At 65.4% G+C, this 23246-nt stretch carries 26 protein-coding genes; 10 read left to right on the top strand and 16 right to left on the bottom strand.

What is annotated here, in order from left to right; all coding sequences use genetic code 11:
* Positions 1 to 4: 4 nt before the first annotated feature.
* The gene (locus tag FIU86_RS14765; RefSeq protein WP_152475780.1) at positions 5 to 631 is read left to right on the top strand and encodes a glutathione S-transferase family protein; all 627 of its coding nucleotides are present in this window, start codon (positions 5 to 7) and stop codon (positions 629 to 631) included.
* An 18-nt stretch (positions 632 to 649) separates the two neighbouring features.
* Here the strand turns inward: FIU86_RS14765 and FIU86_RS14760 are convergent, their stop codons facing one another.
* The 5 genes from FIU86_RS14760 to FIU86_RS14740 all read right to left on the bottom strand — a co-directional run bounded on the left by FIU86_RS14760 (position 650) and on the right by FIU86_RS14740 (position 3134).
* Complete coding sequence (locus tag FIU86_RS14760; RefSeq protein ID WP_152475779.1) at positions 650 to 832, bottom strand: hypothetical protein; 183 nt, start codon at positions 830 to 832, stop codon at positions 650 to 652.
* Between the two features lie 106 nt (positions 833 to 938).
* Positions 939 to 1382 carry a MaoC family dehydratase gene (locus FIU86_RS14755; protein ID WP_152475778.1) on the bottom strand — a complete coding sequence of 148 codons (444 nt, stop codon included), beginning with the start codon at positions 1380 to 1382 and terminating at the stop codon, positions 939 to 941.
* A 114-nt stretch (positions 1383 to 1496) separates the two neighbouring features.
* A complete protein-coding gene (locus tag FIU86_RS14750; protein ID WP_152475777.1) occupies positions 1497 to 2372 on the bottom strand; it encodes a TIGR01459 family HAD-type hydrolase in 876 nt (291 codons plus the stop codon).
* Positions 2373 to 2487: 115 nt separating this feature from the next.
* Positions 2488 to 2715 (bottom strand): DUF1150 family protein, encoded by a 228-nt coding sequence (locus tag FIU86_RS14745; protein WP_152475776.1) that lies wholly within the window; start codon positions 2713 to 2715, stop codon positions 2488 to 2490.
* Between the two features lie 5 nt (positions 2716 to 2720).
* Complete coding sequence (locus FIU86_RS14740; protein ID WP_152475775.1) at positions 2721 to 3134, bottom strand: Hsp20 family protein; 414 nt, start codon at positions 3132 to 3134, stop codon at positions 2721 to 2723.
* 169 nt (positions 3135 to 3303) lie between these two features.
* Between FIU86_RS14740 and FIU86_RS14735 the strand changes: the two genes are divergently transcribed.
* From FIU86_RS14735 to FIU86_RS14715, 5 genes are read left to right on the top strand one after another with little or no spacing between them, the layout of a single operon-like run.
* Positions 3304 to 3528, top strand: a complete 225-nt coding sequence (locus FIU86_RS14735; RefSeq protein ID WP_152475774.1) for a YdcH family protein — start codon at positions 3304 to 3306, stop codon at positions 3526 to 3528.
* 46 nt (positions 3529 to 3574) lie between these two features.
* Positions 3575 to 4063 carry a 5-(carboxyamino)imidazole ribonucleotide mutase gene (gene purE, locus FIU86_RS14730; protein WP_152475773.1) on the top strand — a complete coding sequence of 163 codons (489 nt, stop codon included), beginning with the start codon at positions 3575 to 3577 and terminating at the stop codon, positions 4061 to 4063.
* A complete protein-coding gene (locus FIU86_RS14725) occupies positions 4056 to 5126 on the top strand; it encodes a 5-(carboxyamino)imidazole ribonucleotide synthase (protein WP_152475772.1) in 1071 nt (356 codons plus the stop codon). Before purE ends, FIU86_RS14725 begins: the two co-directional genes overlap by 8 nt.
* A 34-nt stretch (positions 5127 to 5160) precedes the next feature.
* Entirely contained in the window at positions 5161 to 5931 is a 771-nt protein-coding gene (locus FIU86_RS14720) for an MFS transporter (protein WP_152475771.1), read from the top strand.
* A gap of 54 nt (positions 5932 to 5985) precedes the next feature.
* Positions 5986 to 6348 (top strand): hypothetical protein, encoded by a 363-nt coding sequence (locus tag FIU86_RS14715; RefSeq protein WP_152475770.1) that lies wholly within the window; start codon positions 5986 to 5988, stop codon positions 6346 to 6348.
* A gap of 110 nt (positions 6349 to 6458) precedes the next feature.
* Here FIU86_RS14715 and FIU86_RS14710 read toward each other — a convergent pair whose 3' ends face one another.
* The 7 genes from FIU86_RS14710 to FIU86_RS14680 form a co-directional block, all read right to left on the bottom strand.
* Positions 6459 to 7607, bottom strand: a complete 1149-nt coding sequence (locus tag FIU86_RS14710; protein WP_152475769.1) for an alpha-D-ribose 1-methylphosphonate 5-triphosphate diphosphatase — start codon at positions 7605 to 7607, stop codon at positions 6459 to 6461.
* Complete coding sequence (locus FIU86_RS14705) at positions 7604 to 8326, bottom strand: alpha/beta fold hydrolase (RefSeq protein WP_152475768.1); 723 nt, start codon at positions 8324 to 8326, stop codon at positions 7604 to 7606. The genes FIU86_RS14710 and FIU86_RS14705 overlap by 4 nt, the downstream gene beginning before the upstream one ends.
* Positions 8327 to 8372: 46 nt before the next feature.
* Positions 8373 to 9224 carry a DMT family transporter gene (locus tag FIU86_RS14700; protein ID WP_152475767.1) on the bottom strand — a complete coding sequence of 284 codons (852 nt, stop codon included), beginning with the start codon at positions 9222 to 9224 and terminating at the stop codon, positions 8373 to 8375.
* A gap of 109 nt (positions 9225 to 9333) precedes the next feature.
* Entirely contained in the window at positions 9334 to 10272 is a 939-nt protein-coding gene (locus tag FIU86_RS14695; protein WP_152475766.1) for a sterol desaturase family protein, read from the bottom strand.
* A complete protein-coding gene (locus FIU86_RS14690; protein WP_152475765.1) occupies positions 10269 to 10661 on the bottom strand; it encodes a hypothetical protein in 393 nt (130 codons plus the stop codon). The genes FIU86_RS14695 and FIU86_RS14690 overlap by 4 nt, the downstream gene beginning before the upstream one ends.
* Positions 10662 to 10719: 58 nt before the next feature.
* Positions 10720 to 11889, bottom strand: a complete 1170-nt coding sequence (locus tag FIU86_RS14685) for a PLP-dependent aspartate aminotransferase family protein (protein ID WP_152475764.1) — start codon at positions 11887 to 11889, stop codon at positions 10720 to 10722.
* Between the two features lie 63 nt (positions 11890 to 11952).
* The gene (locus FIU86_RS14680) at positions 11953 to 12858 is read right to left on the bottom strand and encodes a DMT family transporter (protein ID WP_152475763.1); all 906 of its coding nucleotides are present in this window, start codon (positions 12856 to 12858) and stop codon (positions 11953 to 11955) included.
* 269 nt (positions 12859 to 13127) lie between these two features.
* Between FIU86_RS14680 and FIU86_RS14675 the strand changes: the two genes are divergently transcribed.
* The 4 genes from FIU86_RS14675 to FIU86_RS14660 all read left to right on the top strand — a co-directional run bounded on the left by FIU86_RS14675 (position 13128) and on the right by FIU86_RS14660 (position 17908).
* On the top strand, positions 13128 to 14315 hold the full coding sequence (locus tag FIU86_RS14675) for an aspartate aminotransferase family protein (RefSeq protein ID WP_152475762.1): 1188 nt from the start codon (positions 13128 to 13130) through the stop codon (positions 14313 to 14315).
* An 11-nt stretch (positions 14316 to 14326) separates the two neighbouring features.
* Entirely contained in the window at positions 14327 to 15253 is a 927-nt protein-coding gene (gene argF / locus FIU86_RS14670) for an ornithine carbamoyltransferase (RefSeq protein WP_152475761.1), read from the top strand.
* Between the two features lie 256 nt (positions 15254 to 15509).
* Positions 15510 to 16922 carry an NADP-dependent phosphogluconate dehydrogenase gene (gene gndA / locus FIU86_RS14665; RefSeq protein ID WP_152475760.1) on the top strand — a complete coding sequence of 471 codons (1413 nt, stop codon included), beginning with the start codon at positions 15510 to 15512 and terminating at the stop codon, positions 16920 to 16922.
* Positions 16919 to 17908 carry a sterol desaturase family protein gene (locus tag FIU86_RS14660; protein ID WP_152475759.1) on the top strand — a complete coding sequence of 330 codons (990 nt, stop codon included), beginning with the start codon at positions 16919 to 16921 and terminating at the stop codon, positions 17906 to 17908. Before gndA ends, FIU86_RS14660 begins: the two co-directional genes overlap by 4 nt.
* 3 nt (positions 17909 to 17911) lie before the next feature.
* On the opposite strand, the gene FIU86_RS14655 is transcribed toward FIU86_RS14660, so the two are convergent.
* The 4 genes from FIU86_RS14655 to FIU86_RS14640 all read right to left on the bottom strand — a co-directional run bounded on the left by FIU86_RS14655 (position 17912) and on the right by FIU86_RS14640 (position 23199).
* Positions 17912 to 19393 carry an inorganic phosphate transporter gene (locus FIU86_RS14655; protein ID WP_152475758.1) on the bottom strand — a complete coding sequence of 494 codons (1482 nt, stop codon included), beginning with the start codon at positions 19391 to 19393 and terminating at the stop codon, positions 17912 to 17914.
* 80 nt (positions 19394 to 19473) lie between these two features.
* Positions 19474 to 19935, bottom strand: a complete 462-nt coding sequence (locus FIU86_RS14650) for an NUDIX hydrolase (RefSeq protein ID WP_152475757.1) — start codon at positions 19933 to 19935, stop codon at positions 19474 to 19476.
* An 89-nt stretch (positions 19936 to 20024) separates the two neighbouring features.
* Positions 20025 to 22469, bottom strand: a complete 2445-nt coding sequence (gene hrpB, locus FIU86_RS14645) for an ATP-dependent helicase HrpB (protein ID WP_152475756.1) — start codon at positions 22467 to 22469, stop codon at positions 20025 to 20027.
* Between the two features lie 7 nt (positions 22470 to 22476).
* Positions 22477 to 23199, bottom strand: coding sequence for a DUF3108 domain-containing protein (locus tag FIU86_RS14640; RefSeq protein ID WP_172977517.1), 723 nt, complete (start codon positions 23197 to 23199; stop codon positions 22477 to 22479).
* Between the last annotated feature and the right edge of the window lie 47 nt (positions 23200 to 23246).

Below are 23246 nucleotides of genomic sequence, written 5' to 3'. Positions count from 1 at the left end.
AAGAATGGCCGACATACCCGTGCTCTACGGTTTCAATGGATCGACCTATGTGCGGACGGCGCGCATGGTCCTGATGGACAACGATATTGATTACGATCAGGTGCATGTGAACGTGCTGGAAGGCGAGCCCAAGCAGCCGGAGCACCTGATGCGGCATCCCTTCGGCAAGGTGCCGGTCATGGATATCGACGATATGCGCCTGCGCGAGTGCGACGCGATCTGCCGCTACATCAACGAGACGGGCAAGGGGCCGAGCCTTGTGCCGGACGACCCCAAGGCGCGGGCGAAGATGAACGAGGCGATCAGCGTTTTCACCAGCTATGGGTACGACGCCCTGATGGGGGCGGCGGGCTATCACCTGTTCCCCGAGCTGATCGGCGGCAAGAATGACGATGCCCTGTCGAAGAGCCTTGCGGATTCACAAACGCTGAACGCGCTGCTGATGGACTGGGCCGACCCGTTCATCTGCGGCAAGGAGCCGACGCTGGCGGACTACATGCTGGCGCCGATGATTTATTACGTGTCGCTGACGCCGGAGGCCGACAATATCATTACCGGCAAGCTGGCGCGCTGGTGGGCCGCCGTGCAGGAGATCGAAAGCTTCAAGGCGACCGAGCCCGATATGGGCTGATCGCCCTTGGCGCGTGCCTCAGGTCTGGCTAGGGCCGCGCCGCTGCATCACGGCCTGGCGGATGGCCGCCCAGTTTTCGGCCTCTGATTTGCGCCCGGCCTCTTGCGATTCACGCATCTTGCGCGCTGCTTCGGCCTCGGCCTTGGGGCCGTGGGCATTGAGCAGGGCGCGGGCGTATTCGGCTGTCTGGATTGCATCCATCGGTTGGGTCCTCCCTCTGGTTGTCCACTTACGAAACGCATCATACACGATTCGCGTTCCGGGCGTGTGACGCGCGGCGGTCTATCGCCAAGCGGTTGTGCGCGGCTCAGTCGAATTTGCCGGTCGGTGCCAGCACTGTCGCCTCGCCCACGAGGACTTTCTTGCCGTCCACGAGGCAGCGGGTTTCGAGCGTCACGCGGCGCTTGGCGTAGTCGATGGCGGTCACCTCGACCTCGGCCTCGACCATGTCGCCGGGGCGCACGGGGCCAAGGAATTTCAGGGTCTGGCCCATGTAGACGGTGCCGTGCCCCGGAAGCTGTTCGCCGATCACCGCAGAGATCAGCCCGGCCGTGAGCATCCCGTGGGCGATGCGGCCCTCGAAGATCGTGTCGTTGGCGTAGTCGTCGTCCATGTGCACCGGGTTATGGTCGGTCGAGACCTCGGCGAACATGCGAATGTCCTCGTCGGTCACCACTTTGCGCAGCGACCGGGTCATTCCCATTTCGATCTCTTCGATCGTGATCGTTCCGCGCGGCATGTTGTCCAACATCAGACCCTCCATTTCCACCTGCGCCAGCATCGGGTGCGCAATAAATAACACCATACGATAGGTAAGGATGCAACTTTATTACTTTGCAGGCGCAGAAAATCAAGGGTTATTTTGTTAGCGCAGTTTGCCGATGGCGTAGGTCGGAGAGGACATTTCCTTTTGCAGGTAAGCGTTTAGCGCGTCCGGATCGGGCTGGTGCGACGTTTTGGTCTCGTCTGCCGCCAGCCCGCCGGTGATGAAGAGAGAATCGATATCCTCGCCCGTCGCGCCCTGGATGTCTGTGGCGATGCCGTCACCGATGGCAAGAATGCCGTCGCTGGAGATATCCTTGCCCAGTGCCGAAAGGCGGCGGCGAGCAAGGTCGTAGATCGGAGGATGCGGTTTGCCGAAATAGAGGCTTTCGCCGCCCATTTCGGTGTAAAGCCGCGCCAGCGCCCCAGCACACCATTCGCGCACATCGCCGCGGTCGACGATGATGTCGGGGTTGGCGCAAAGGAGTTTCAGGCCCTTCTGCTTGGCGAACAGGAAATCGGCGCGATTTGTGTCGAGGTCGGCCATAGGGTCGTTGGGGCCGCAGCAGACGATGCCCTCGGCGTCTTTTAGGTCGACACGCTCGATCTCGACGGGATCGTCGATGACCTCCAGCGGCTCGAAAAAGCCGGCGTCACGCGCCCATTCGCCCATGAACCACACCTTGCGGCCCACCATACCGCGATACATCGCGGCGCGGGCGCTGTCGCCGGAGGTGGCAATGGCGTCATAGCAGGACGCGGGCACGCCGAAGCTTTCGAGTTGGGATTCGACGCCTGCGCGGGGCTTGGGGGAGTTGGTGACCAGCACCACCGTTCCGCCCTCGGCGCGATAGGTCATCAATGCCTCGACCGCGTCCGGGTAGGCGGAGACGCCGTTATGCACACAGCCCCACAGATCGACGAAAAGCGCGTCGTAATTGCCGGAGATGTCGGAGAGGGAATTGATGATCTGGGTCACTGGGGTACTGGCCTTTCGCGTCGGGAGAGCGTCGAAAACCCATATGCCAGCGAAGGGGCTGTTTGACCAGCCGGCGTTTCGGCCCGGGATAAGGGCCGAAACGGGATTGCAGTTTTTAATGCACGGCGACCGGATCGAGGTCGTTCTGGCGGGCCAGAACGAAGGCCATCTTGCGGTCGGCGACAAGCGCCAGGCGCTCGCCTTCCTCGTTGTGCACGGCGTAGAGCGTTTCCAGCTCGCCCACCTGTTCGCGCATGTCCTCGGGCAGATCCTCGGCGTTGACCTGGCGGACATAGACGATGGGACGCTCGGCCTCGTGATCGAATTCGTACTGCGTTTCCATACTGTTTACCCCTTGTTTATCTTGATGGTCTGAACCACCGTTTCTGGTGCGGCGCGGGTCAGGTCGACGTGCAACAGCCCGTTTTCCATGATCGCCTCGCCCACTTCGACGCCATCGGCCAGCACGAAGCTGCGCTGGAACTGGCGGGCGGCGATGCCGCGATGCAGGTAGACGCGGCCATCCGCATCGTCCCGCTGGCGTCCGCGGATCACCAATTGGCGGTCTTCCAGCGTGATCGAAAGATCGCCCTCGGCAAACCCGGCCACGGCCAGCGTGATCCGGTAGGAATTGTCGGAGGTCTGTTCGATGTTGAAAGGCGGGTAGCCTTCGTTTCCCGACTTGGCGCTGCGTTCCAGCAGGCGTTCCAGTTGCTCGAAGCCGAGCATGTAGGGGTGCGATCCCATCGTGTGCTTCGTCATGGGCGTGTCCTTATGCAGTCAAGCGACAGTCCGTATGTGAAGGCCCCTTTCGCGGCGACCTCTTGGAATGAATATGGGGGCGCGGGGTGGGGCCTGCAAGGGCTATGCTGCGAGAGGGTTTGGCGCTATTCTGTCGCGACGCGGGGCATTTTTCGGAGAATCGGGCCGAATGAACAAGTTCAACGACCTTTCGATGAAGTCGGACGAAGTGCTGCGGGTGGAGTTGGAGGAGTTCCGCCGACAGCACCGCGATCTTGACGAGGCGATCCGCGCGCTGGAGGAAAAAGGCACCAGCGATTTTCTGACCGTGAAACGCTTCAAACAGCAAAAATTGCGGCTGAAAGACCGGATCCAGTGGATCGAGGACCGGCTGCTGCCGGATATCATTGCGTAGGCACCCCTGATCGGTATAGTTCGCGCTCCGCAAAGGGGAGCGAGACATGGGCAATCCGCAGATCGGCATCATCATGGGCAGTCAGTCGGACTGGGCCACCATGAAGGAAGCCGCGTTGATCCTGGACGAGCTGGGCGTGGCGTACGAGACGAAGATCGTCTCGGCGCATCGTACGCCGGACCGCTTGTGGGACTATGGCAAAAGCGCGGTGGGCCGGGGCCTGAAGGCGATCATCGCGGGTGCGGGCGGTGCCGCGCATCTGCCGGGTATGATGGCCAGCAAGACGCGCGTGCCCGTGATCGGCGTGCCGGTGCAGACCAAGGCGCTGAGCGGTGTGGACAGCCTTTATTCCATCGTGCAGATGCCCAAGGGCTTTCCCGTGGCCACCATGGCGATCGGCGCGGCGGGCGCGGCCAATGCGGGCCTGATGGCCGCGGCGATTCTGGCCAATGAAGATGCGTCGTTGGCGGAGCGGCTGGACAGGTGGCGCGAGGCGCTGTCGACCTCGATCCCGGAGGAGCCATCGGATGACTGAGCCTTTGCCGCAGGGGGCGGTGATCGGGATCCTGGGCGGTGGGCAACTGGGCCGGATGTTGTCCGTCGCCGCCAGCCGGCTGGGGTTCAAGACCTGCATTTTCGAGCCGGGGGGCGATTGCCCGGCCAGCCACGTGTCGAACTTTCACCTGCAGAAGCCCTACGACGACGAAGACGCCTTGCGCCAGTTTGCGGACGCGGTGGACGTGGTGACCTACGAGTTCGAGAATATCCCGACGTCGGCGCTGGACGTGCTGGAAGCCGCCCGCCCGATCCGTCCGGCGCGCGAGGCGCTGCGGGTGAGCCAGGACCGGCTGACCGAGAAGGAATTCCTGACCGGGCTGGGGCTGAGCACCGCGCCTTACGCCGACATCACCGATCTGGCGAGCCTCGAGGCGGCGCTGGAAGAGATGGGCACACCGGCGATCCTGAAAACGCGCCGCTTTGGCTATGACGGCAAGGGCCAGGTGCGGATTAACGATGCGTCCGAGGCCGAAACGGCGCTGGGTGAGATGAACGGCGCACCGGCTATTCTGGAAGGGTTCGTGGACTTCAGCCAAGAGGTGTCGGTGATCGGGGCCCGGGGTGTGGACGGGCAGGTGGCCTGTTTCGACCCGGGCGAGAACGTGCATCGGGACGGGATCTTGCACACGACCACGGTTCCGGCGACGCTGAGCACGGCGCAACGCACGGATGCAGTGCTGCTGGCCGGGCGGATACTGAACGAACTGGATTACGTGGGCGTCATTGGGGTGGAGTTGTTCGTGACGCGTGAGGGCCTGATCGTGAACGAGATTGCGCCAAGGGTGCACAACTCGGGCCACTGGACGCAGCAGGGTTGTGCGGTGGACCAGTTCGAGCAGCATATCCGGGCGGTGGCGGGATGGGCGCTGGGCGACGGGTCGCGCTATGCCGATGTGGTGATGGAGAACCTGATCGGTGACGATATTACCCGCGTTCCGGCGATTGCCGGGGAAGCGGGCACCAGCCTGCATCTGTACGGCAAGGCCGAGGCCAAGCCGGGGCGCAAGATGGGGCACGTGAACCGCATCACGCGCGATTGAGCATACGCCTCCGGCGGGGCGGTTCGGAGGCGGCATGAGACGATGGACGATTCTTGCGGCACTGACGCTGGCGCGTGTCGCCATGGCGTTGCAGTTTCAATCCATCGCGGCCCTGGCCCCGCAGATATCCGACCAGATGAGCCTTGGCTTTGCCGCCATCGGAACGCTTGTGGGCATCTACCTTTTGCCGGGTGTCGTGGCGGCGCTGTTTGGCGGCTGGGCCGGGCAGGTCATCGGCGATATCCGCACAGCGCTGGCGGGCCTGACGCTGATGGCGGCAGGCGGGTTTGCCGGGGCGATGCTGGCCGGATTCGAAGCGCAGCTTGCGGCGCGACTGGTGGCGGGCGTGGGTGCTGTGGCGCTGAACGTGATGCTGACGAAGATGGCGGGTGACTGGTTCCAGGGGCGCAGCGATCTTCCGGTTGCCATGGGCATCCTGGTGTCCAGTTGGCCCGCGGGACTGGCCCTTGCGATGTTGATCCTGCCCTATCTCGGCCTGTCGCTGCCCCTTGAGACCTTGCTAATGGTGCCGGCTGTGGTCAGCGTGGGGGCAGGTGTGCTTCTGGCGCTGGTCTGGCGATCGCCCTTCGGCGCGTCCGCGACGGGGGCGGCAAGCGTGCAGAAAGACCGGGTGATGCGGACCGAATGGATCCTGATCGGATTGGCGGGTGTCATTTGGGGGCTGTACAACGTGGCCTTCATTGCCGTGATCACGTGGAGCGCCGACAAGCTGTCTGACACGGGCGCCACGGTGGTGGCGGCGGCCGCGGGTGCCAGCGTGATCGGTTGGGCCGCTGTCATTTAGGTCGCGGCGGGGGGTGTTCTGGCGCGTTCCCTGCCCCGACCGGACGGGGCCGCGTTGGGGTGTTTCGCGCTGTCCTTCGCGGTGTTGCTGGCCTTCGCTATGGGCGGCGGGTGGATCGGCAACATGTGGGTCCTGATGCTGGTCGGCGTCGTGATCGGCCCGGCGGCGGCGATGATCATGACCTTGCCGGTCGAGGCCACGCGCCCGTCTGTCCGCGCCTCGGGCATGGGGGTCTACTGGGCGTTTTACTATGGGTTGATGGGGCTGGCGCCGACGGCGCTTGGCGGTGTTCGGGCGGCCACGGACATGGCGGGAAGCCCACTGATACTGGCGGCGCTGATCATGGCGCTTTGCGCGGTGCTTTGGGGGGTGTTTCGCCGTTTGCAGCGCCAGTTCGCGGCGGCGGGGCCAGCCTAAAGCGTTTCGCGACAAACCAGGATTACCGGTTATCACCAGACGTCGCGCAGCAGACAATGATTGCACGCGTTTCGCCTTTAGCTGATGGCTCAGGTTAAAGGCGAAACGCTCTAGGCTGCGATGAAGCGGTCTGCGACCTTGCCCTTCATGTAGGTCACCTGCCCGCCCGAGAGCGTGGCGCAGATATCGCGCGTGGTCGCGTCGAGAATGACGAGGTCGGCGCGCTGGCCGGGAGTGAGCGTGCCGCGATCGGACAGACCCAGAAGCTGTGCCGGACCCGACGAGATCATCCCCCAGGTGGCGGCGAAGTCCATCAGGCCGCCATCTGCCAGCAGGAACGCGGCGCGGCGCATGGACGGGTAGTGGTAATCCGAGGCGAGTGCATCGCACAGCCCCATCGCGATCAGGTCGAGCGCGCTGGCATTGCCCTTGTGCGAGCCGCCGCGCACCACGTTGGGGGCCCCCAGAACGATTGGCGCGCCGCTGGCACGGGCGGCCTCTGCAGCCTCGGCGGTTTCCGGAAACTCGGCGATGTGGACGCCGCGCGCGGTCCATGCGGCGCGCTGGGCGGCGGTGCTGTCGTCATGGCTGCCTAGGCGCACGGGCATGTCCGCAAGCTGCGTGCAAAGCGCGTCGAGCGCGGCAGGCACGGCCTCCATTCCGGCGTGCAGTGCGTGAATGTCTTCGAGGTGCCTGTCGGGGTTCTTTCCGATCCTGAGGGATTTGCCCACATGGCCCGGCGGTGTCTTGCCCTTGGCCAGCAGGTCATGCGGCAGGTGGTCGTTGAATACCAGATAGGGGATGGCGTAGCGGGTGATCCAATCCGCTATCGTGGCGTAGTCGTCCAGCATCGAGATCTCGAAGCGCAGCTGCACGCGCAGGTCGGTGCCGACGCGGGGGCGTATGTCGTCGAGGCTTTCCAGCACGCGCCGCGCGAAGTCCGGCCCGCGCATCCCGCCTTCCCAGCTGTAGAATTGCGCCAGCGTGGCGGTGGTGATGCCGTTCGCGGCCAGCTCGGCCTCGGCCACGATCAGGCCCTGGTCGAGGTCCTTCATGGCGCCGCGCCGGGGGGCGAGGTGTTTTTCGAACGCATCGCCATGGGCATCGACCAGGCCGGGCAGGATGAGATAGCCCGAGAGGTCAACCTCGCGCGCTGGCGCCTCGTCAATGATGACACCGTCCGACAGGCAGAGCGGCGTGTCTGCGAGGCCCGAGGGCGTCAGCACCTCGGCCCCGGTCAGGCACAGTGACAGGCTCATTCCGTGAGGCCCATGAACATGTCGGTGATATTCATGTCGTGGTCGAAGGCGCCATCCTTCAGGAAGGCAAGTACCTGTGCGATGACGTAAGGGTTGTTCATCATGAAGGTGTGGCTGACGGGCAGTTCGATATGGTCGGCCATGCCCTCGACCTTGGTGGACTCGACCGAGACCTTGCCGTCATCGGCGCCCTCGATCAGCGTGGAATAATAGGGGTTGAGCGAGCGGGTGCCGGCGATGACGCCAAGCTCGAAATCAATCGGCGGAAGGCTGTTGGCAAAGCCGTCCTTGCCGGTTTCGAGCTGCATTCCGGCGGGGCCGTTGATCCACTCGAACAGCTCCAGCCCGCCGAGTTGATCGACCAGTTCCGAGCCGTGGTTGGGCGGGCCAAGCATGACGACGCGGCCCATGTCGTCGGGGCGGTTGTCGCGCAGCCAGTGGCGCAGAAGGATTCCGCCCATGGAATGGGTGACGAAATGGATCTTGTCCTCGCCGCAGACGCGGGCGGCGAAAGGCAGGGTTTCCTCGGCCAGTTCGGCAATATCAAGTTCGGTCGAGGGATAATCGGGGCGGAAGGTGGTGAAGCCTTCGTTTTGCAACACTTCCTCCATCACGATGAAGGAGGTTTCGGTCCGCGCCAGGCCGTGCAGCAGCACCACGCAGTCGGCCAGGGCCGGGGCAGGGAGCAGAAGGGCAAGGGCGGTGATCGCGGCTTTCATGGATAGGGAGATAAGCCTTCCGCTCGTCCAGATACAGCCCCCTGCGTCAGGAATTGCGGCGGCGCGGCATGGAAAGCGCAACACCGCCCAGAACGAGGGCAGAGGAGAGCACGATCTGCACGGTGAGCGACTCGCCCAAAAGGAGGATGCCCCCCAGAAGCGCGATGATCGGCACGGTGAGCTGGGCCACGGCGGCGACGGAGGCGGCGAGCGTGGGCAGGACACTGTACCAGAGCGCATATCCCAGCCCCGAGGTGACGGCGCCGGCGAGAATCGCGAGGAAGATGCCGTAGCCGGAAAGTGCCGCGGCTTCGGCCGGGCTGGGCAGGACGAGCCAGGCCAGCAGGCCGACGGGCGCGGCAAGGGTGAAATTGGCGGCGGTGGCCTGCAACGCGTCCTTGGATTTGCGGCCCGCGAGAGAGTAGACGCCCCAGCCGATGCCTGCGAGAGCCATGAGGGCACCGTGCCACGGGCTGACGGCCGTGCCGGCCCCGGGCCACATCAGCCAGGCGAGGCCGGCGAGCGCCAGACCTGCGCCGATCCAGCGTAGGGCGGGCAGGGCCTCGCGCGTTAGAAGAGCGGCGGCGAACATGGTGATTTGCACCATACCGAAGAGGATGAGTGCGCCAAGCCCAGCGTCGAGGGCGGTGTAGGCGAGCGAGAAACCGTACATGTAAACCAGCAGCGAGAGCACGCCCGAAACCCGCGCGGGACCGCCAAGGCGCAGGCCGCCGCGCAGGACGATGCAGAGCCCGGCCAGCATCGCGGCACCCGCGACGAGACGGATCGCGCCGAAGGAAACGGCGTCGATATGCCCGCCCGCGAGGGCAAGGCGGTTAAGGATGGAATTGGCGGCGAACGCCACCATCGTCAGGGCGGTGAGCAGGAAAAGGCGCATGAGGTCATGCCTAGCGCGGGGCTGGGCGAAAGGGAATTCACTTTGGCGGGGGCGGAATTTTGAAAAAATTCCGGGCAATTTTCTTTTCAAGAAAATTCCCGCGCCTGCGTCAGCCGAGGGTATTGAAGCCCGGCGTGTTCGCATCCTCGGGATGCTTGGCAAGGTGCTTGCGCTTGATCGTTTCCGAGGTGTCGCGGCTGCCGTCATGGCTCCAGCCCGGGGGCTGGATGCAATAGTTCAGCCGGTCGCGCCAGGTGATGCCGGGTTGAGTCACGTCCTTGAAAATGCCGACCCATTCGTGGAAGGCCACGCGGATCGGATTAAAAGTGCCGAGGTTGCGCACGAGGCCGTAGTCGACCTTTTCGCTGTCCTGTTCCGGGACGAAGGTACCGAACATCTTGTCCCAGATGATGAAGACACCGGCATAGTTGGCATCGAGATAGCGCGCGTTGCGGCCGTGGTGGACGCGGTGATGCGAGGGCGTGTTCATCACCGCCTCGAACCAGCGGGGCAGGCGGGTGATCGCCTCGGTGTGGATCCAGAACTGGTAGATCAGGTTCAGACCGCCGCATAAGAGCACCATCGCGGGGTGAAAGCCAAAGAGGATAAGCGGCGCGCGGACCAGCATCATGAAGGTGAAGGTGCCGGTCCATGTCTGGCGCAGCGCGGTCGTGAGGTTGTAGTGCTGCGACGAGTGGTGGTTGACGTGGCTGGCCCAGACCCAGCGGATGCGGTGGCCGAAACGGTGGACCCAGTAGTAGCGCAGGTCATCCAGCACGAAGCACAGGATCACCACCCAGACCGACGTGCCGAGGTCCAGTGGCGTCATCGCCCAGAGCGCCATGAAGAACCCGTAAGCGACGAAGCCCAAAAGGATGCCGGAGGCCACGTTGCCGGCGCCCATCACGAGCGATGTCAGCGCGTCGTAGGTCTCGTACCGGCCACCGCGGCGCTTGAGAACGATCCAGGTGAGTTCGATCAGGATGAGCGCGATGAAGACCGGCACGGCGAAGTTCACCACGTCGGGATAGGTCAGTTGATCGGTCATCGGGATGCCTCCATCAGGCCGGGCCAGAGGCTGGCCTCGTCGGGGTCGAGTGTCAGGGTGATGCGCGGCGCGGTGTAGTCCGGCAGGTCGATGCGCAGGCCCGTGTCGGTCTGCGTGATCCGCGCGCCGTCGAGGTGCCGCGCGGTGGTGTCGGCACCCATGGGCCAGACGACGCCGGGGCCGTTCGCGGTTTCGATGAGGGCGGCGTGGCGGTTGTGGCTGAGGATCACGCGGGTCGGCGTATCCTCGGGGAATTCGCGCAGCCAGGCGCGGCGGGCGGCGGCCTCATCCTCGAATGTCGCGGGTTTCGAGAGGCCGAGCAGGTGCAGCAGCACCGCAATCCCTGCGATGCCGAGCACGACCATCGGTAACAAGATGCTGAGCGGCATGTCCTCTTCCCTCGGGTCACATCTAGCCCGGGAAGGGGGGCAGCGATCAAGGGTGACGTTACGACGTGGCCGCCCCGGCGCGTTCCAGTGCCTGCTCTAGGTCGGCGATGAGGTCGTCCGCGTCCTCGATCCCGATGGACAAGCGCAGGAGGCGGGGATGGACGGGGAAGCCTTCGCCCGAGACGGTCTTGCGGTGTTCGATCAGGCTTTCGACGCCGCCCAGCGACGTGGCGGGGTAGAAAACCTCGCAATAGCGGCTGACGTCGATGGCGGTCTGCTCGGTGCCCTTGACGAGGATCGAGAGCATCCCGCCGTAGAGGCCGCCGGTCTGGCACTTGGCGATCTCATGGTCGGGATGCGAGGGCAGGCCGGGATACATGACGGCGTCGATGCCGGGATGTCCTTCGAAATGTTGCGCCACGGCCAAGGCGTTTTCGGTCGCGCGCTCAAAGCGCAGCATCAGCGTGCGCATCCCGCGGATCAGCAGAAAGGCGTCGAAGGAGTGCAGGACGGTGCCCTGGATCATGCGGACGTGGAAGATCTCGTCGCAAAAGGCGCCGGTTTCACGGACCGAAAGCACGCCTGCGGTCACGTCGGAATGGCCGTTGAGGTACTTGGTGGCAGAGTGGAACGAGATGTCCGCGCCGAGATCGAGCGCGCGGGTGGCGCAGGGGGGCGTGCCGGTGCAGTCGGTGACCAGTTTTGCGCCGGCGGCATGGGCGATCTTGGCGGCGGCGGCGATGTCGGTCGTGTCCCAGTTGGGGTTGTTGGGGGTCTCGACCCAGACCAGCGCGGTGTTGCCCTTGAGCGTTGCGGCCTGCATCGCATCGAGATCGCCGGCGGGATAGTAGCTGACCCGCAGGCGGTTCTTAGCCTCGTAGGTTTTGAACTGGGCGAGGACGCCGTGATACATCACCTCGGGCACCACCACATGCGCGTCGGCGGGCAAATGTTCGATCACCGCCGTGGCCGCGCCCATGCCCGACGAAAAGAGCAGGCTTTCCGTCGCGCCTTCGAGGTCGGCGATGATCGCCTCGGCCTGTTCGGTGGTGACGTTGCTGTCGCGGCGGTACATGTAGCTTTGCCGCAGTTCGTAGTTTTCATCCCGCGCGTAGGTGGCGGCGGTTTGAATCTGCGGCACGATCGCGCCGGTGGCGGGATCGAGATAGCGCAGGGCCTGCGCCAGTTTGGTGGCGGGCGAGAGCGGGCGGTTGGGGCGATGGGCCATGGGGCGAGTTCCTTTCAGCGTCGGGGCAGACCGTAGGCATTTGGCCTGCAATGGCAAGCCGGGTCAGAGCGGGCGCGCGGGTGGAGTAGTTGGCGCCTTGAGCCGGGCTTCGCGCCACGCGAGGAGGGCTGCGCCGGACAGGACCGTCAGCGCGCCGAGAACGGATATCGCATCGGGCAGAACCGAGAACACGGCGGCATCGTAGAGCGCGGCGAAGACCAGCGTGGCATAGAAGAAAGGGGCGACGAAGCTGGCATCGGCGCGGGCCAGCGCGTTGACGAAGCAGGTTTGCGCGGTGGCCATCAGGAGGCCGATCCCGGCCAGCGCCGCCCATTGCGCAGGCGTGGGTGCGGTCCAGACGAAGAACGCGGCCGCGCTGGCGATGAGGCAGCCGAAACCGTTGTTGATCAGCAGGATTTGCAGCGGGCGTTCGCGGCCAGAGAGAAACTTGATCGCGATGAGTTCCGCGCCGAGGCAGGCGGCGGCGGCCAGCGCCAAAAGCGCGCCGGGCTCGATCGTGCCGCCGCCGGGGCGGGTCAGGATCAGTGCACCCAGCAGGGCGATGGCGGCGGCAGTCCAGCGGACGGGGCCGACACGCTCGGCCAGTATCGGAATGGCGAGCATCATGCCAAATACCGGGTTCAGGAAGCTGATCGCGGTGGCGTCGGAGAGCGGGATGAACGCGGCGGCGGCGAACATCAGCGTGACGCCGCCCCAGCCGAGGCCTGAGCGCAAAAGGTGCAGGTGCAGCGCCGGGCGCACAATGCGAAACCGCGTGACGGCGGCGAAGGTCGATATGGCGATGAGCGCGAAGAGGAACCGGCCCTGGCTGATTTGCAGCGGGTGCAGAGCTGGGCCGAGCGCGTCGGTGCCGAGCGCCTTGGCCAGCAGTGTACAACCGGCGATGAAGGCGGCGGCGGCAAGGGTCAAAAGCGCGGCTGCGCCGGGGTTCTGGGTGGGCGGTGTCATCGCCTGTCCAGTGGCAGGCGGACGGGGGAAACTCAAGCGTCATGTAAGCGCCGGAAGAAAACGCTTTGCGCGGGGCGCGGAACCGGCTATGTCAGCGCCCATGATCGAACGCCGCACATATATTCAAAGCCGACGCCGCCGCACCTGCGCCTGACGTCCCGTTCGCCTGTTCGATCCCCCGGTGCCGGAGCGCACCAAACCCTTTCCACCATTGACGAACGCCCTGCCATACGGCACTCAAAGGGCTTCCATGTTTGAGGATACCACTGATGATCCCCTCCGTTCTGCCGACGTATAATCGTGCACCGCTCAGCTTTGTCAAAGGCGAGGGCGCCTGGCTGATCGAGGCGGATGGTCGACGTTTCCTGGACCTTGGCGCGGGCATCGCGGTGAACGCGCTGGGCCATGCGCACCCGGCGCTGGTGGCGGCCCTGACCGAGCAGGCGGGGGCGCTTTGGCACACCTCGAACCTCTACCAGATTCCCAAGCAGCAGGAGCTGGCCGACAAGCTGGTGGCCGAGACCTTTGCCGACACGGCCTTCTTCTGCAATTCGGGCACCGAGGCCTGCGAGTTGGCGGTGAAGATGTGCCGCAAGTATTTCCACGACAAGGGCCAGCCGGAGCGGACTGACATCATCGCATTCGACGGCTCGTTTCATGGCCGGTCGAGCGCGGGGATTGCCGCCGCCGGGTCGGAGAAGATGACCAAGGGGTTCGGGCCGCTCTTGCCGGGATTCAAGCATGTGCCGTTCGGCGATCACGACGCGCTGCACGCCGCCATCGACGAAAATACGGCGGCGATCCTGTTGGAGCCGGTGCTGGGCGAGGGCGGGATCAAGCCGGTGCCGGACCAGTGCCTGAAAGGGCTGCGCGATCTGTGCGACGAGAAGGGCATCCTGCTGATATTCGACGAGGTGCAATGCGGGATGGGTCGGACCGGCAGGCTTTTTGCCCATGAGTGGTCCGGGGCCACCCCAGATATCATGATGGTCGCGAAGGGCATCGGCGGGGGCTTTCCGCTGGGGGCCGTGCTGGCCACCGAGGATGCGGCCAGCGGTATGACGGCGGGCACGCATGGCTCGACCTATGGCGGCAACCCGCTGGGCTGTGCGGTGGGGTGCGCGGTGATGGATATCGTGTCGGACCCTGCATTCCTGGCCGAGGTGAACCGCAAGGCGGGCCTGTTCCGGCAGAAGCTGGAAGGGCTGGTGGCGGCGCATCCCGAGGTCTTCAAGGGCGTGCGCGGATCGGGCCTGATGCTGGGGCTGGAATGCGTGGCGACCAATACCGACGTCGTGGCCGCGGGCTATGACGCCGAAGTGGCCGTGGTACCGGCGGCGGAGAATGTGGTGCGCCTGTTGCCGCCGTTGATCATCTCGGACGACGAGATCGGCGACGCGGTGGCGCGGCTGGACAAGGCCGCGACTGCGGTGAAGACGGCCCTGGCCGAGGCATGAGGAGCGGGACGATGCAGCATTTTCTGGATATTCACACCACCGATGCGGGCGAGTTGCGCGGGATCATCGAAGGCGCGCGGCACATGAAAACCGCGCGCGAGGGCCGTCCGCGCGGCGCGGCCGATGACGAGCAGCCGCTTGCGGGCCGGATGGTCGCGCTGATCTTCGAGAAGCCGTCGACGCGGACGCGCACCAGCTTTGACGTGGGGGTGCGCCAGATGGGCGGCGAGACGATGGTGCTGTCGGGCGCGGACATGCAGCTGGGCCACGGCGAGACCATTGCCGACACCGCGCGGGTGATGAGCCGCTATGTCGACCTGATCATGATCCGGACCTTCGATGAAAGCGTGCTGCAGGAGATGGCCGAGTATGCCGACGTGCCCGTGATCAACGGGCTGACCGACCGCACGCATCCCTGCCAGATCATGGCCGACGTGATGACCTATGAAGAACATCGCGGGCCGATCAAGGGCAAGAAGGTGGTCTGGGCCGGAGACGGCAACAACGTTTGTTCATCCTTCCTGCACGCGGCGGGACAGTTCGGATTCGACATGACATTCACCGGGCCGGCGCAGCTGGACCCGGAGGACGAATTCGTCGGGCTGGCGCGCAAGGCGGGCAGCACGATCACCATCGAGCGCGACGCGGCCAAGGCCGTTGAGGGCGCGGATCTGGTGGTGACGGATACGTGGGTCAGCATGCATGACAGCCAGTCCAGCAAGGAACGGCGCCACAACATGCTGCGCCCCTACCAGGTGAATGCGGAGTTGATGAAGCACGCCAAGGACGACGCGCTGTTCATGCATTGCCTGCCCGCGCATCGCGAGGAAGAGGTGACGAGCCCGGTGATGGACGGGCCGCACTCGGTCGTATTCGACGAGGCCGAGAACCGCCTGCACGCACAGAAAGCGATCATGCGCTGGTGTCTGGGCGTCTGAGCCTGACCTGCAGGAGCGCGTTGCACGCGCGCAGGTTTGTCTCGTCGTTGCCCTGCGGGCGCCTCCTCGGATGCTTGGCGGGCGTGACGCGTGCGCGCTGGGTGTCTTGGCTAGGCTAATGCTGTGACGGCCTTCGGCGAGAGTATTTCTGCCAAGAAAAAGGGCGCGCCGCAGGAACCCCCTCGGACCGCATGGTCGGGTTTCTTGGCATCCGGCGCGGTGCGGTCTACGCTGGCCGGGAAGCATAGGAGCGGACATGGCAGGCGGTATCGCACAGATCGGGGTTTACGGGCTGGGCACGATGGGCAGCGCGCTGGCGCTGAACATGGCCGAGAAAGGGTTCGAGGTGGCGGTGACCAACCGCGAAGCCGACTGGATCGGTGCGTTTGTCGATGAGGCCGGGCCGCTGGCCGCGCGCTTGCATCCGCATGAAAACTTGCGCGATTTCGTGGCCGGGCTGAAGACGCCGAGATTGATGCTGTTCATGATCCCGTCCGGCAAGCCCATGGATGCGATGATCGAGGAGGTGGCGCCCTTGCTGGCGGAGGGCGACACGATCATCGACGGCGGCAATGCCGATTTCCATGACACGCGGCGGCGGTCGAAGGCGCTTTCGGAGAAAGGTCTGCATTTCGTCGGGATGGGCGTGTCGGGTGGCGAGCAGGGCGCGCGGCACGGGCCGTCGATGATGGTCGGCGGCAGCGATCACAGCTGGGATCAGTTGCGTGATGTTCTGCGGGCAATCGCAGCGCGGTACGAGGATGACCCGTGCGTCGATCACCTTGGCCCGGACGGGGCGGGGCATTTCATCAAGACTGTGCATAACGGCATCGAATATGCCGACATGCAGGTGATCGCCGAGATCTATGGCCTGCTGCATTACGGCTGTGTCTGGTCGCCGGCGCAGATCGGGGCGCTGTTTTCCAGTTGGAACGACGGCGCGCTGAAATCCTACCTGGTGGAGATCACCGGCGAACTGTTGGCCTATACCGATCCGGCGACGGGGCATCCGGTGGTGGATGTCATCAAGGACGCCGCGGGACAAAAGGGCACGGGGCGCTGGGCAGTGGTGGAGGCGGTGCGCATGGGGCAGGCCGCGACCATGATCGAGGCAGCGGTGGCCGCGCGCGCGTGGTCGTCTGAGAAGGACACGCGCGTCAAGGCACAGGACCTGCTGGGCGGCGCACGCGGTCTGCTGTCCCTGGATGAGGACACCCTGGCGGAGGCGTTCATGGCGGCGCGGGTTCTGTGCTATGCGCAGGGGTTTCGCGTGCTGGAGGCGGCGTCGCAAGAGTATGAGTGGGCGCTCGACCATGCGCGGATTGCCGAGGTCTGGCGGGCGGGCTGCATAATCAGATCGGTGCTGCTGGACGATATCTCGGAGGCGTTCCGCGAGGATCTGCCGCACGGGCAGTTGTTCCTGTCGCCGCGTTTCGCGGAGATCCTGAAGCGGACCGTGCCGGCGTTGCGCAAGGTCGTAGCGGAGGCCGTGGCGCATGGCCACGCGATCCCGGCGCTGTCGGCGGCGCTGCAATGGTATGACAGCATGCGGCAGGGCTATGGCACCGCGAACATCATCCAGGCGCAGCGGGATTTCTTCGGGTATCACGGGTTCGAGCGACTGGGCCGGGACGGCAAGTTTCACGGGCCGTGGTGGGACGAGGCATGAGCACCGGCGGAGGAGGGCGCGAAACCCTTCCCGGGTGGCACCACGTGCCGGAAGTGCCGATTGCCGTGTCGCCTTTCTTCAGCTGGCCGCCGGAGCCGCGGCGGATGGTGTCATGGATCGCGGCGCGGTGGTTTGCGGTGGCGGAGAACCTGATGCTTGTCGGCATCGCGCTGGTCGTCTGGGCGTTTTTCCAGCCCTCGCTGGAGGCAACGAAGACGCTGAGCCTGGACTGGATCGCCGGGATCTGGCTGCGGAACATGGTGCTGATGACGCTGGTCGCGGGAGGATTGCACTGGTTCTTCTACATGCGACGCGGGCAAGGCGTGCGGTTGAAGTTCGACCCGCGCGACCTGATGCGCAAGGGGCGGCAATTCAGCTTGGGCGGGCAGGTGCGGGACAACATGTTCTGGACGCTGACCAGCGGTGTCGGGTTCTGGACGGCCTACGAGGTGGGGATGTTCTGGGCGATGGGCAACGGATGGATGCCAGCCTTGGCATGGGCCGACAGCCCGGTGTCGTTCGTGCTGCTGTTTCTGCTGACGCCGGTGTGGATATCGTTTCATTTCTACTGGGTGCATCGGGCACTGCACTGGGGGCCGCTGTACCGGATCGCACACAGCTTGCATCATCGAAACGTCAATGTGGGGCCGTGGTCGGGCCTGTCGATGCACCCCGTCGAGCACGTGATCTTCTTCAGCTCGATCCTGATCCACCTGGTGGTGCCGGCGCATCCGCTGCATATCCTGTTCCATATGCAGCATCAGGCACTGACGGCGGCGACCTCGCATACCGGGTACGAAAGCCTGCTGGTGAAGGACCGCAAGTCACTGGCGCTGGGGACGTTCCATCACCAGATGCATCACCGCTATTTCGAGGTGAATTACGGCAACCTGGAGGTTCCGTGGGACAAGTGGTTCGGGACCTTCCACGATGGTACGGTCGAAGCGCACGAGGCGCTGAAGGACCGGCGCGGGCGGCGGGCCTGAGGGTCAGCCTGTCAGGCTGTTGAGCACGAAGAAGATGACCGCTGACATCACCGCGGCGGCGGGCACGGTGATGACCCAAGCGGCGACGATGGTCATGAAGTGGCTGCGGCGCACCAGCTTGCGGCGGCGGCGTTCCTCGGGGGCGAGGCGCTTGCCCGTGCCGCCGGTTGTCAGGCCTTTCTGAAGGCGGCGTTCCATGTACCATTCGCGGAAAAAGCCGACGCCGAAGACGCCGCCCACCGCGATATGCGTGGAACTGACCGGCAGGCCCAGCCAGCTGGCGACGATGACGGTGACGGCCGCCGACAGGGCGACGCAATAGGCGCGCATCGGATCGAGCTTGGTGATCTGGCTGCCGACCATGCGGATGAGCTTGGGGCCAAAGAGGAACAGGCCGAAGGAAATGCCGAAGGCGCCGATGATCATGACCCAGAGCGGGATCGCCACCTCGCCGGCAAAGCCGCCGGCCTCGGAGGCGTAGACGATGGCCGCGAGGGGGCCCACGGCGTTGGCGACGTCATTCGCGCCGTGAGCGAAGGACAGTAGCGCCGCTGAAATGATGAGCGGCAGGCCGAAGAGCGCCTTGAGCGAGCGGCGGCGGTTTTCCAAACCCTCCGACTGGCGCCGGATCAAGGGGATGGTCAGGGCATAGATCGCCGCCCCGGCCGCCGCGCCGATCACGAGGGCAGTGCCGATGTCGATCTTGACGATGCGTTTGAGGCCCTTCATGGCAAGGTAGGTGGCGAAGGTGCCGGCCATCAGCCCCACGAGGATCGGCACCCAGCGGCGGGCGGCGGCGATCTTGTCGTCGCGGTAGACGATCCGGGTCTTGATCAGAGCCAGGAAAGCCGCGGCGATGACCCCGCCCAGCACGGGCGAGATCACCCAGCTGGCGGCGATGGCGCCCATGGTGGGCCAGTTCACCGTGGCTAGCCCCGCGGCGGCGATGCCGGCGCCCATGACGCCGCCCACGACCGAATGCGTGGTTGACACGGGCGCACCGACCTTGGTGGCGAGGTTGACCCAGAGCGCGGCGGAGATGAGGGCGGCCATCATCGCCCAGATGAAGGTCTGGGTGTTCTGCATGCCGCTAGGGTCGATGATGCCCTTGGAAATGGTCGACACCACGTCGCCGCCCGCCAGCAGGGCCCCCGCGCTTTCGCAAATGGCCGCGATGACGATGGCGCCGCCCATGGTGAGGGCGTTGGCCCCCACGGCGGGGCCCATGTTGTTCGCCACGTCGTTGGCGCCGATATTGAGCGCCATGTAGGCACCGAAGATGGCTGCGACGATGACCACCGTATTGCTGGGAAAGGCCCCGAAAAAGAGCGCCGCGCCAAGCCCCGCGATGACCATGAAGGCCAAGGCGATGCCGAGCGAGACCAGGGGCCGCGAGACGTAAGCCGTCGCGTATTCGATCTGGGAGATCCGCCCGAGATCCTTGTCGAGCGTCTTCCACTGGTTGTTCTGCGGGTTGTCGGCCAACGGTCCCCTCCCGGTCCGGTTCGGGGCAGAGCGCTAGCCGGTCTGGCGCGGCGGTTCAATGCCGCACTGTCATAAAACCGTTACATTTCCAGCAGAATGGCCTTCAGACCCGGTTCCTGTACCATTTCAGCCGCATCGGCGGGGCTGACCCAGCGGCGCGTGCGTTCGTCATGTTCGGGGTAGATGTCGGCCAGTTGCTTGACGCGGACCTTGAACACCTCGACCTCGACCGGGGCATCGTAGCCATCATCGAGATGCTTGTCGTAGGCGTAGCTGCCGACATGGCCCTCGATCGCGGCGCAATCGGCAACGCCGGCCTCTTCCCACGCTTCCTGAAGCGCGGCTTCGGCGGCTTTCTTGCCGTCCATCGGCCATCCTTTGGGCACGATCCAGCGGCCGGTGCCGCGACTGGTGACGAGCAGGACCTGTTTCTCGCCCGACGCGATTTCGCGGTAGCACAGAGCCGCGACCTGCAGTTCAGGCGGGCGGCGTAGGATCGGCTGGACGTATTCCGTCCAAGCCCTCTTCATCGAGGTTGTCATGGTTCTGCTCGCGTCTTACGTCTTTTCAAAAAAGTATATACGTTTCTTGCGCCGAAAATCAAACTTTGCGTTTAATTTTCCTGAATTAGTCAGGAGTTGCGGCGTTTGGCGCGCAGGGTCGGGTCGGCCTCGCGCGGGTTTTCGGGCCAGGGGTGCTTGGGATAATGCCCGCGCATATCCTTTCGCACGTCTGCATAGGAACTGTCCCAGAAGCCGGGAATGTCGAGCGTGGTCTGCACCGGGCGGCCTGCGGGCGACAGGAGCGTGACGCGCAAGGGCGTGCGGCCCACGGTGGGGTGCGTGGTCTGGCCGAACATTTCCTGCAGCCGCAGCGAGATCTCGGGATGGTCGCCGGAATAGTCGATGGGGATGCGGCGGCCGAGGGGCGTGGTGAAATGCGCCGGGGCGGCAGCATCGACGCGCTGCATCTGGTCGTAGGAGAGCCGGGCGCGCAGGGCGTCCAGCATGTCGAATGATTTCCAGTCAGCGGCGGTCTTGAGGCCGGTGATATAGGGCAAGAGCCAAGTCTCAAGCTCGTCCAGAAGGGCGGCGTCGGACATATCGGGCAGGTCCTCGCCCGCCTCGCGCAAGAGGGCGACGCGGGCGGCGAAGCGGCGGGCGGGGTCGGACCATTTGAGGCCGAGGTCGCGGATACCGTCCAGCATGGCAAGGGCTACGGCGTCGTCGGGGGCGTCCTTCCACATGCGGTCGTCCAGAACCAGCGCGCCGAAGCGTTCCTGTTTGCGGGCCAACACACGGCGCTCGCGTCGGTCCCATTGGCAGACATCCTGCCAAGCGATCTGGTCTGCAAAAAGCGCGCGAAGTTCGGACTCGGAAAGCGCGATGGCCTGCCGGATGCGGGCCTCGCGCGGGTTGCCGTCGAGGTCGGTGGCGACCAGCAGGCGTTGACCGGCGAGGGGGTCTTCGTCGGGCAAAAGCGCGCCCTTGCCGCCCGACAGAACGAAGCGGGGGGCGTCGCCCTTGCGGCGCAGACCGATGCGGTCAGGGTAGGCGAGGGCCGCGCATTCGGCGTCGCTCATCCAGCCTTTCGGTGTCGATTTTGCCTGTGCGGCCAAGCGCTTGGCTTCCGCACGGATGCGCATCACCGCGCCGTGGTTGGCGGGATGCGGGTGGCGGCCCTTGAGGTCTCGCAGGGCGGCCATGCGCAGGGTGAGGTCTACTGGGGCGCCGCGCGGCAGGGGGTCGCGGCCGGCCAGCAATGCAGCGAGCAGGGCCGCGTCGGGCCCGGCGGTGCCCAGCATATGGGCAAGGCGGGGATGCAGGGGAAGCTTGGCCAATGCCTTGCCATGCTCGGTAATGCGGTGGGTCGCGTCCAGAGCACCCAGCATGTGCAGCAGCGCCTGCGCCTCGGCATAGCTGCCGGGATTAGGCGGGGTGAGGAAGGGCAGGTCGTCCGGGGTGGCGCCCCAGAGCGCCAGTTCGAGGGCGAGGCCCGAAAGGTCGGTCGCCTCGATTTCGGCAGGGGGATAGGCGGGCAGAGCGCCTTCCTCTCCCTTGGTCCACAGGCGGTAGCAGGTGCCTTCCGCGACGCGCCCCGCGCGGCCTGCGCGTTGCGTGGCCTCGGCGCGGGTGACGGGCTCGGTCACCAGCCGCGACATGCCGGAGCCGGGGTCGAACCGGGCGCGGCGGGACTTGCCGCCGTCGACCACCACGCGGATATCCTCGATGGTCAGCGAGGTTTCGGCGATGGAGGTCGCGAGGACCACCTTGCGGCCTTCGATTGCGGGAGCGATGGCGGCGCGTTGGGCGGCGAAGTCCATCGCACCGAAGAGGGGGCGGATGTGACAGTCGGGCGGAAGGCGGTCTTTCAGGAGTGCGTCGGTCCGGCGGATCTCGCCTTCGCCGGGGAGGAAAACGAGAACGCCGCCAGTGGTCTCGGAGACGGCTTTCGTCACAAGGTCGGCGAGGGCCGCGTCCCACCTTGTTTTCTTGAGCGTTGGCGCGTCGAGATGGCGGGTCTCGACCGGGAAGCTGCGGCCTTCGGAGGTGACTATGGGGGCCTGCATCAGCTCGGCCACCGGGGCGGCGTCGAGCGTTGCGGACATGGCCAAGAGCAGCAGGTCGTCGCGCAGGGCGCCGGCAACTTCGAGGCAGAGGGCAAGGCCCAGATCGGCGTTGAGGGAGCGTTCGTGGAACTCGTCGAAGATCACCGCGCCGATGCCGGTGAGTTCGGGGTCGGATTGGATGCGGCGGGTGAGGATGCCTTCGGTGACGACCTCGATGCGGGTCGCCTCGGAGACTTTGGCGTCGCCGCGGACTCGGTAGCCCACTGTTTCGCCTGCCTTTTCGCCCAAGGTCGCCGCCATGCGCTCGGCCGCGGCGCGGGCGGCGAGGCGGCGGGGCTCCAGCATGACGATGCAGCCGGTGGTGAGGTTTGCGGCCAGCATTTCAAGGGGGACGACGGTGGTCTTGCCCGCGCCGGGGGGCGCTTGCAGCACAGCGCGCCCGGTGTCACGCAGCGCGGTCAGAAGCGCCGGGATGGCGTCGTCTATGGGAAGTTTCTGCCGGGTCATGACCGCCTTATCGGCGATGCATCGACACTTTGCCATAGCGGGTGCGCACGATCACGGTGTCGGCGCGCATGGCGTTCCCCTTCGGGACATAGATGATCGACACGGGCGCCGTGCTGTGGCGTAGCTCGCGCTCGGAATAGCCGGCGATGCGTCGGTACTGGCCCGAGCATTGGATGCGACCGCCACCCAGTGCCTTGCGGCTGGTGAGGCTGAGGCGGGCGTGGCGGTGGCCGTCGTAAACATCTGAATTCAAAGAACAAAGCTCGCTCGGGGCCTGATCGCGCAGGGCGGCATAGAGCGCCGTCAACGGGTCGTAGGCGCCGGGCAGGGAGCGTGGATTGACGGCGGGTGCGCTGCTGCCGGTGTCGCCGGTGACGCGGGTGGCGACGCCGCCGGAAAAGGCGATCTTGAGGTTGGTCGAACGGCGGCCCTCGGACGTCACCTCGGAATAGCGGGTGGGGACAAGGCGATTGCCGGACTTGCGGCCCTTGGCGGAGAGGTCGAAGCTGGCCCGCTTGAGAGCGGACACAGCACCCGTGGTGGCGAAGCGGGCGCGGGTGCTGTAGGCGCTGGCCGTTTCGTTGCTGGCCATGGCCATTTCGCCGACCTTGGCGCCGATCAGGCGTACGTCGTAGCGGGCCTGGCTGCTGTCCGCGAGCGCGGTGGTCGTGCCGAGCGCGGTAAGAAGCGCCGCGAGGGCGATATTGGTTAACCGGGTCTTAACTGTCACGTGCGGGCCTCTTGCATTGCATCCGTGAAAGGGCATGGCGCAAGGCT

The organism is Roseovarius sp. THAF9, assembly GCF_009363715.1.
Lineage (GTDB): Bacteria > Pseudomonadota > Alphaproteobacteria > Rhodobacterales > Rhodobacteraceae > Roseovarius.
The sequence above is the reverse complement of the archived record's forward strand: the minus strand, read 5'-3'. Positions and strand labels throughout refer to the sequence as shown.

Bases quoted from the DNA above. Each gene is read 5' to 3' on its own strand.
- purE (WP_152475773.1), top strand. From the start codon at position 3,575: ATGGGCAATCCGCAGATCGGCATCATCATGGGCAGTCAGTCGGACTGG.
- FIU86_RS14695 (WP_152475766.1), bottom strand. From the start codon at position 10,272: ATGACCGATCAACTGACCTATCCCGACGTGGTGAACTTCGCCGTGCCG.
- FIU86_RS14700 (WP_152475767.1), bottom strand. From the start codon at position 9,224: ATGCGCCTTTTCCTGCTCACCGCCCTGACGATGGTGGCGTTCGCCGCC.
- FIU86_RS14660 (WP_152475759.1), top strand. From the start codon at position 16,919: ATGAGCACCGGCGGAGGAGGGCGCGAAACCCTTCCCGGGTGGCACCAC.
- FIU86_RS14760 (WP_152475779.1), bottom strand. From the start codon at position 832: ATGGATGCAATCCAGACAGCCGAATACGCCCGCGCCCTGCTCAATGCC.
- FIU86_RS14755 (WP_152475778.1), bottom strand. From the start codon at position 1,382: ATGTTGGACAACATGCCGCGCGGAACGATCACGATCGAAGAGATCGAA.
- FIU86_RS14740 (WP_152475775.1), bottom strand. From the start codon at position 3,134: ATGACGAAGCACACGATGGGATCGCACCCCTACATGCTCGGCTTCGAG.
- FIU86_RS14725 (WP_152475772.1), top strand. From the start codon at position 4,056: ATGACTGAGCCTTTGCCGCAGGGGGCGGTGATCGGGATCCTGGGCGGT.
- hrpB (WP_152475756.1), bottom strand. From the start codon at position 22,469: ATGACCCGGCAGAAACTTCCCATAGACGACGCCATCCCGGCGCTTCTG.
- FIU86_RS14710 (WP_152475769.1), bottom strand. From the start codon at position 7,607: ATGAGCCTGTCACTGTGCCTGACCGGGGCCGAGGTGCTGACGCCCTCG.
- FIU86_RS14705 (WP_152475768.1), bottom strand. From the start codon at position 8,326: ATGAAAGCCGCGATCACCGCCCTTGCCCTTCTGCTCCCTGCCCCGGCC.
- gndA (WP_152475760.1), top strand. From the start codon at position 15,510: ATGGCAGGCGGTATCGCACAGATCGGGGTTTACGGGCTGGGCACGATG.
- FIU86_RS14650 (WP_152475757.1), bottom strand. From the start codon at position 19,935: ATGACAACCTCGATGAAGAGGGCTTGGACGGAATACGTCCAGCCGATC.
- FIU86_RS14680 (WP_152475763.1), bottom strand. From the start codon at position 12,858: ATGACACCGCCCACCCAGAACCCCGGCGCAGCCGCGCTTTTGACCCTT.
- FIU86_RS14765 (WP_152475780.1), top strand. From the start codon at position 5: ATGGCCGACATACCCGTGCTCTACGGTTTCAATGGATCGACCTATGTG.
- FIU86_RS14735 (WP_152475774.1), top strand. From the start codon at position 3,304: ATGAACAAGTTCAACGACCTTTCGATGAAGTCGGACGAAGTGCTGCGG.
- FIU86_RS14690 (WP_152475765.1), bottom strand. From the start codon at position 10,661: ATGCCGCTCAGCATCTTGTTACCGATGGTCGTGCTCGGCATCGCAGGG.
- FIU86_RS14720 (WP_152475771.1), top strand. From the start codon at position 5,161: ATGAGACGATGGACGATTCTTGCGGCACTGACGCTGGCGCGTGTCGCC.
- FIU86_RS14685 (WP_152475764.1), bottom strand. From the start codon at position 11,889: ATGGCCCATCGCCCCAACCGCCCGCTCTCGCCCGCCACCAAACTGGCG.
- argF (WP_152475761.1), top strand. From the start codon at position 14,327: ATGCAGCATTTTCTGGATATTCACACCACCGATGCGGGCGAGTTGCGC.
- FIU86_RS14745 (WP_152475776.1), bottom strand. From the start codon at position 2,715: ATGGAAACGCAGTACGAATTCGATCACGAGGCCGAGCGTCCCATCGTC.
- FIU86_RS14675 (WP_152475762.1), top strand. From the start codon at position 13,128: ATGATCCCCTCCGTTCTGCCGACGTATAATCGTGCACCGCTCAGCTTT.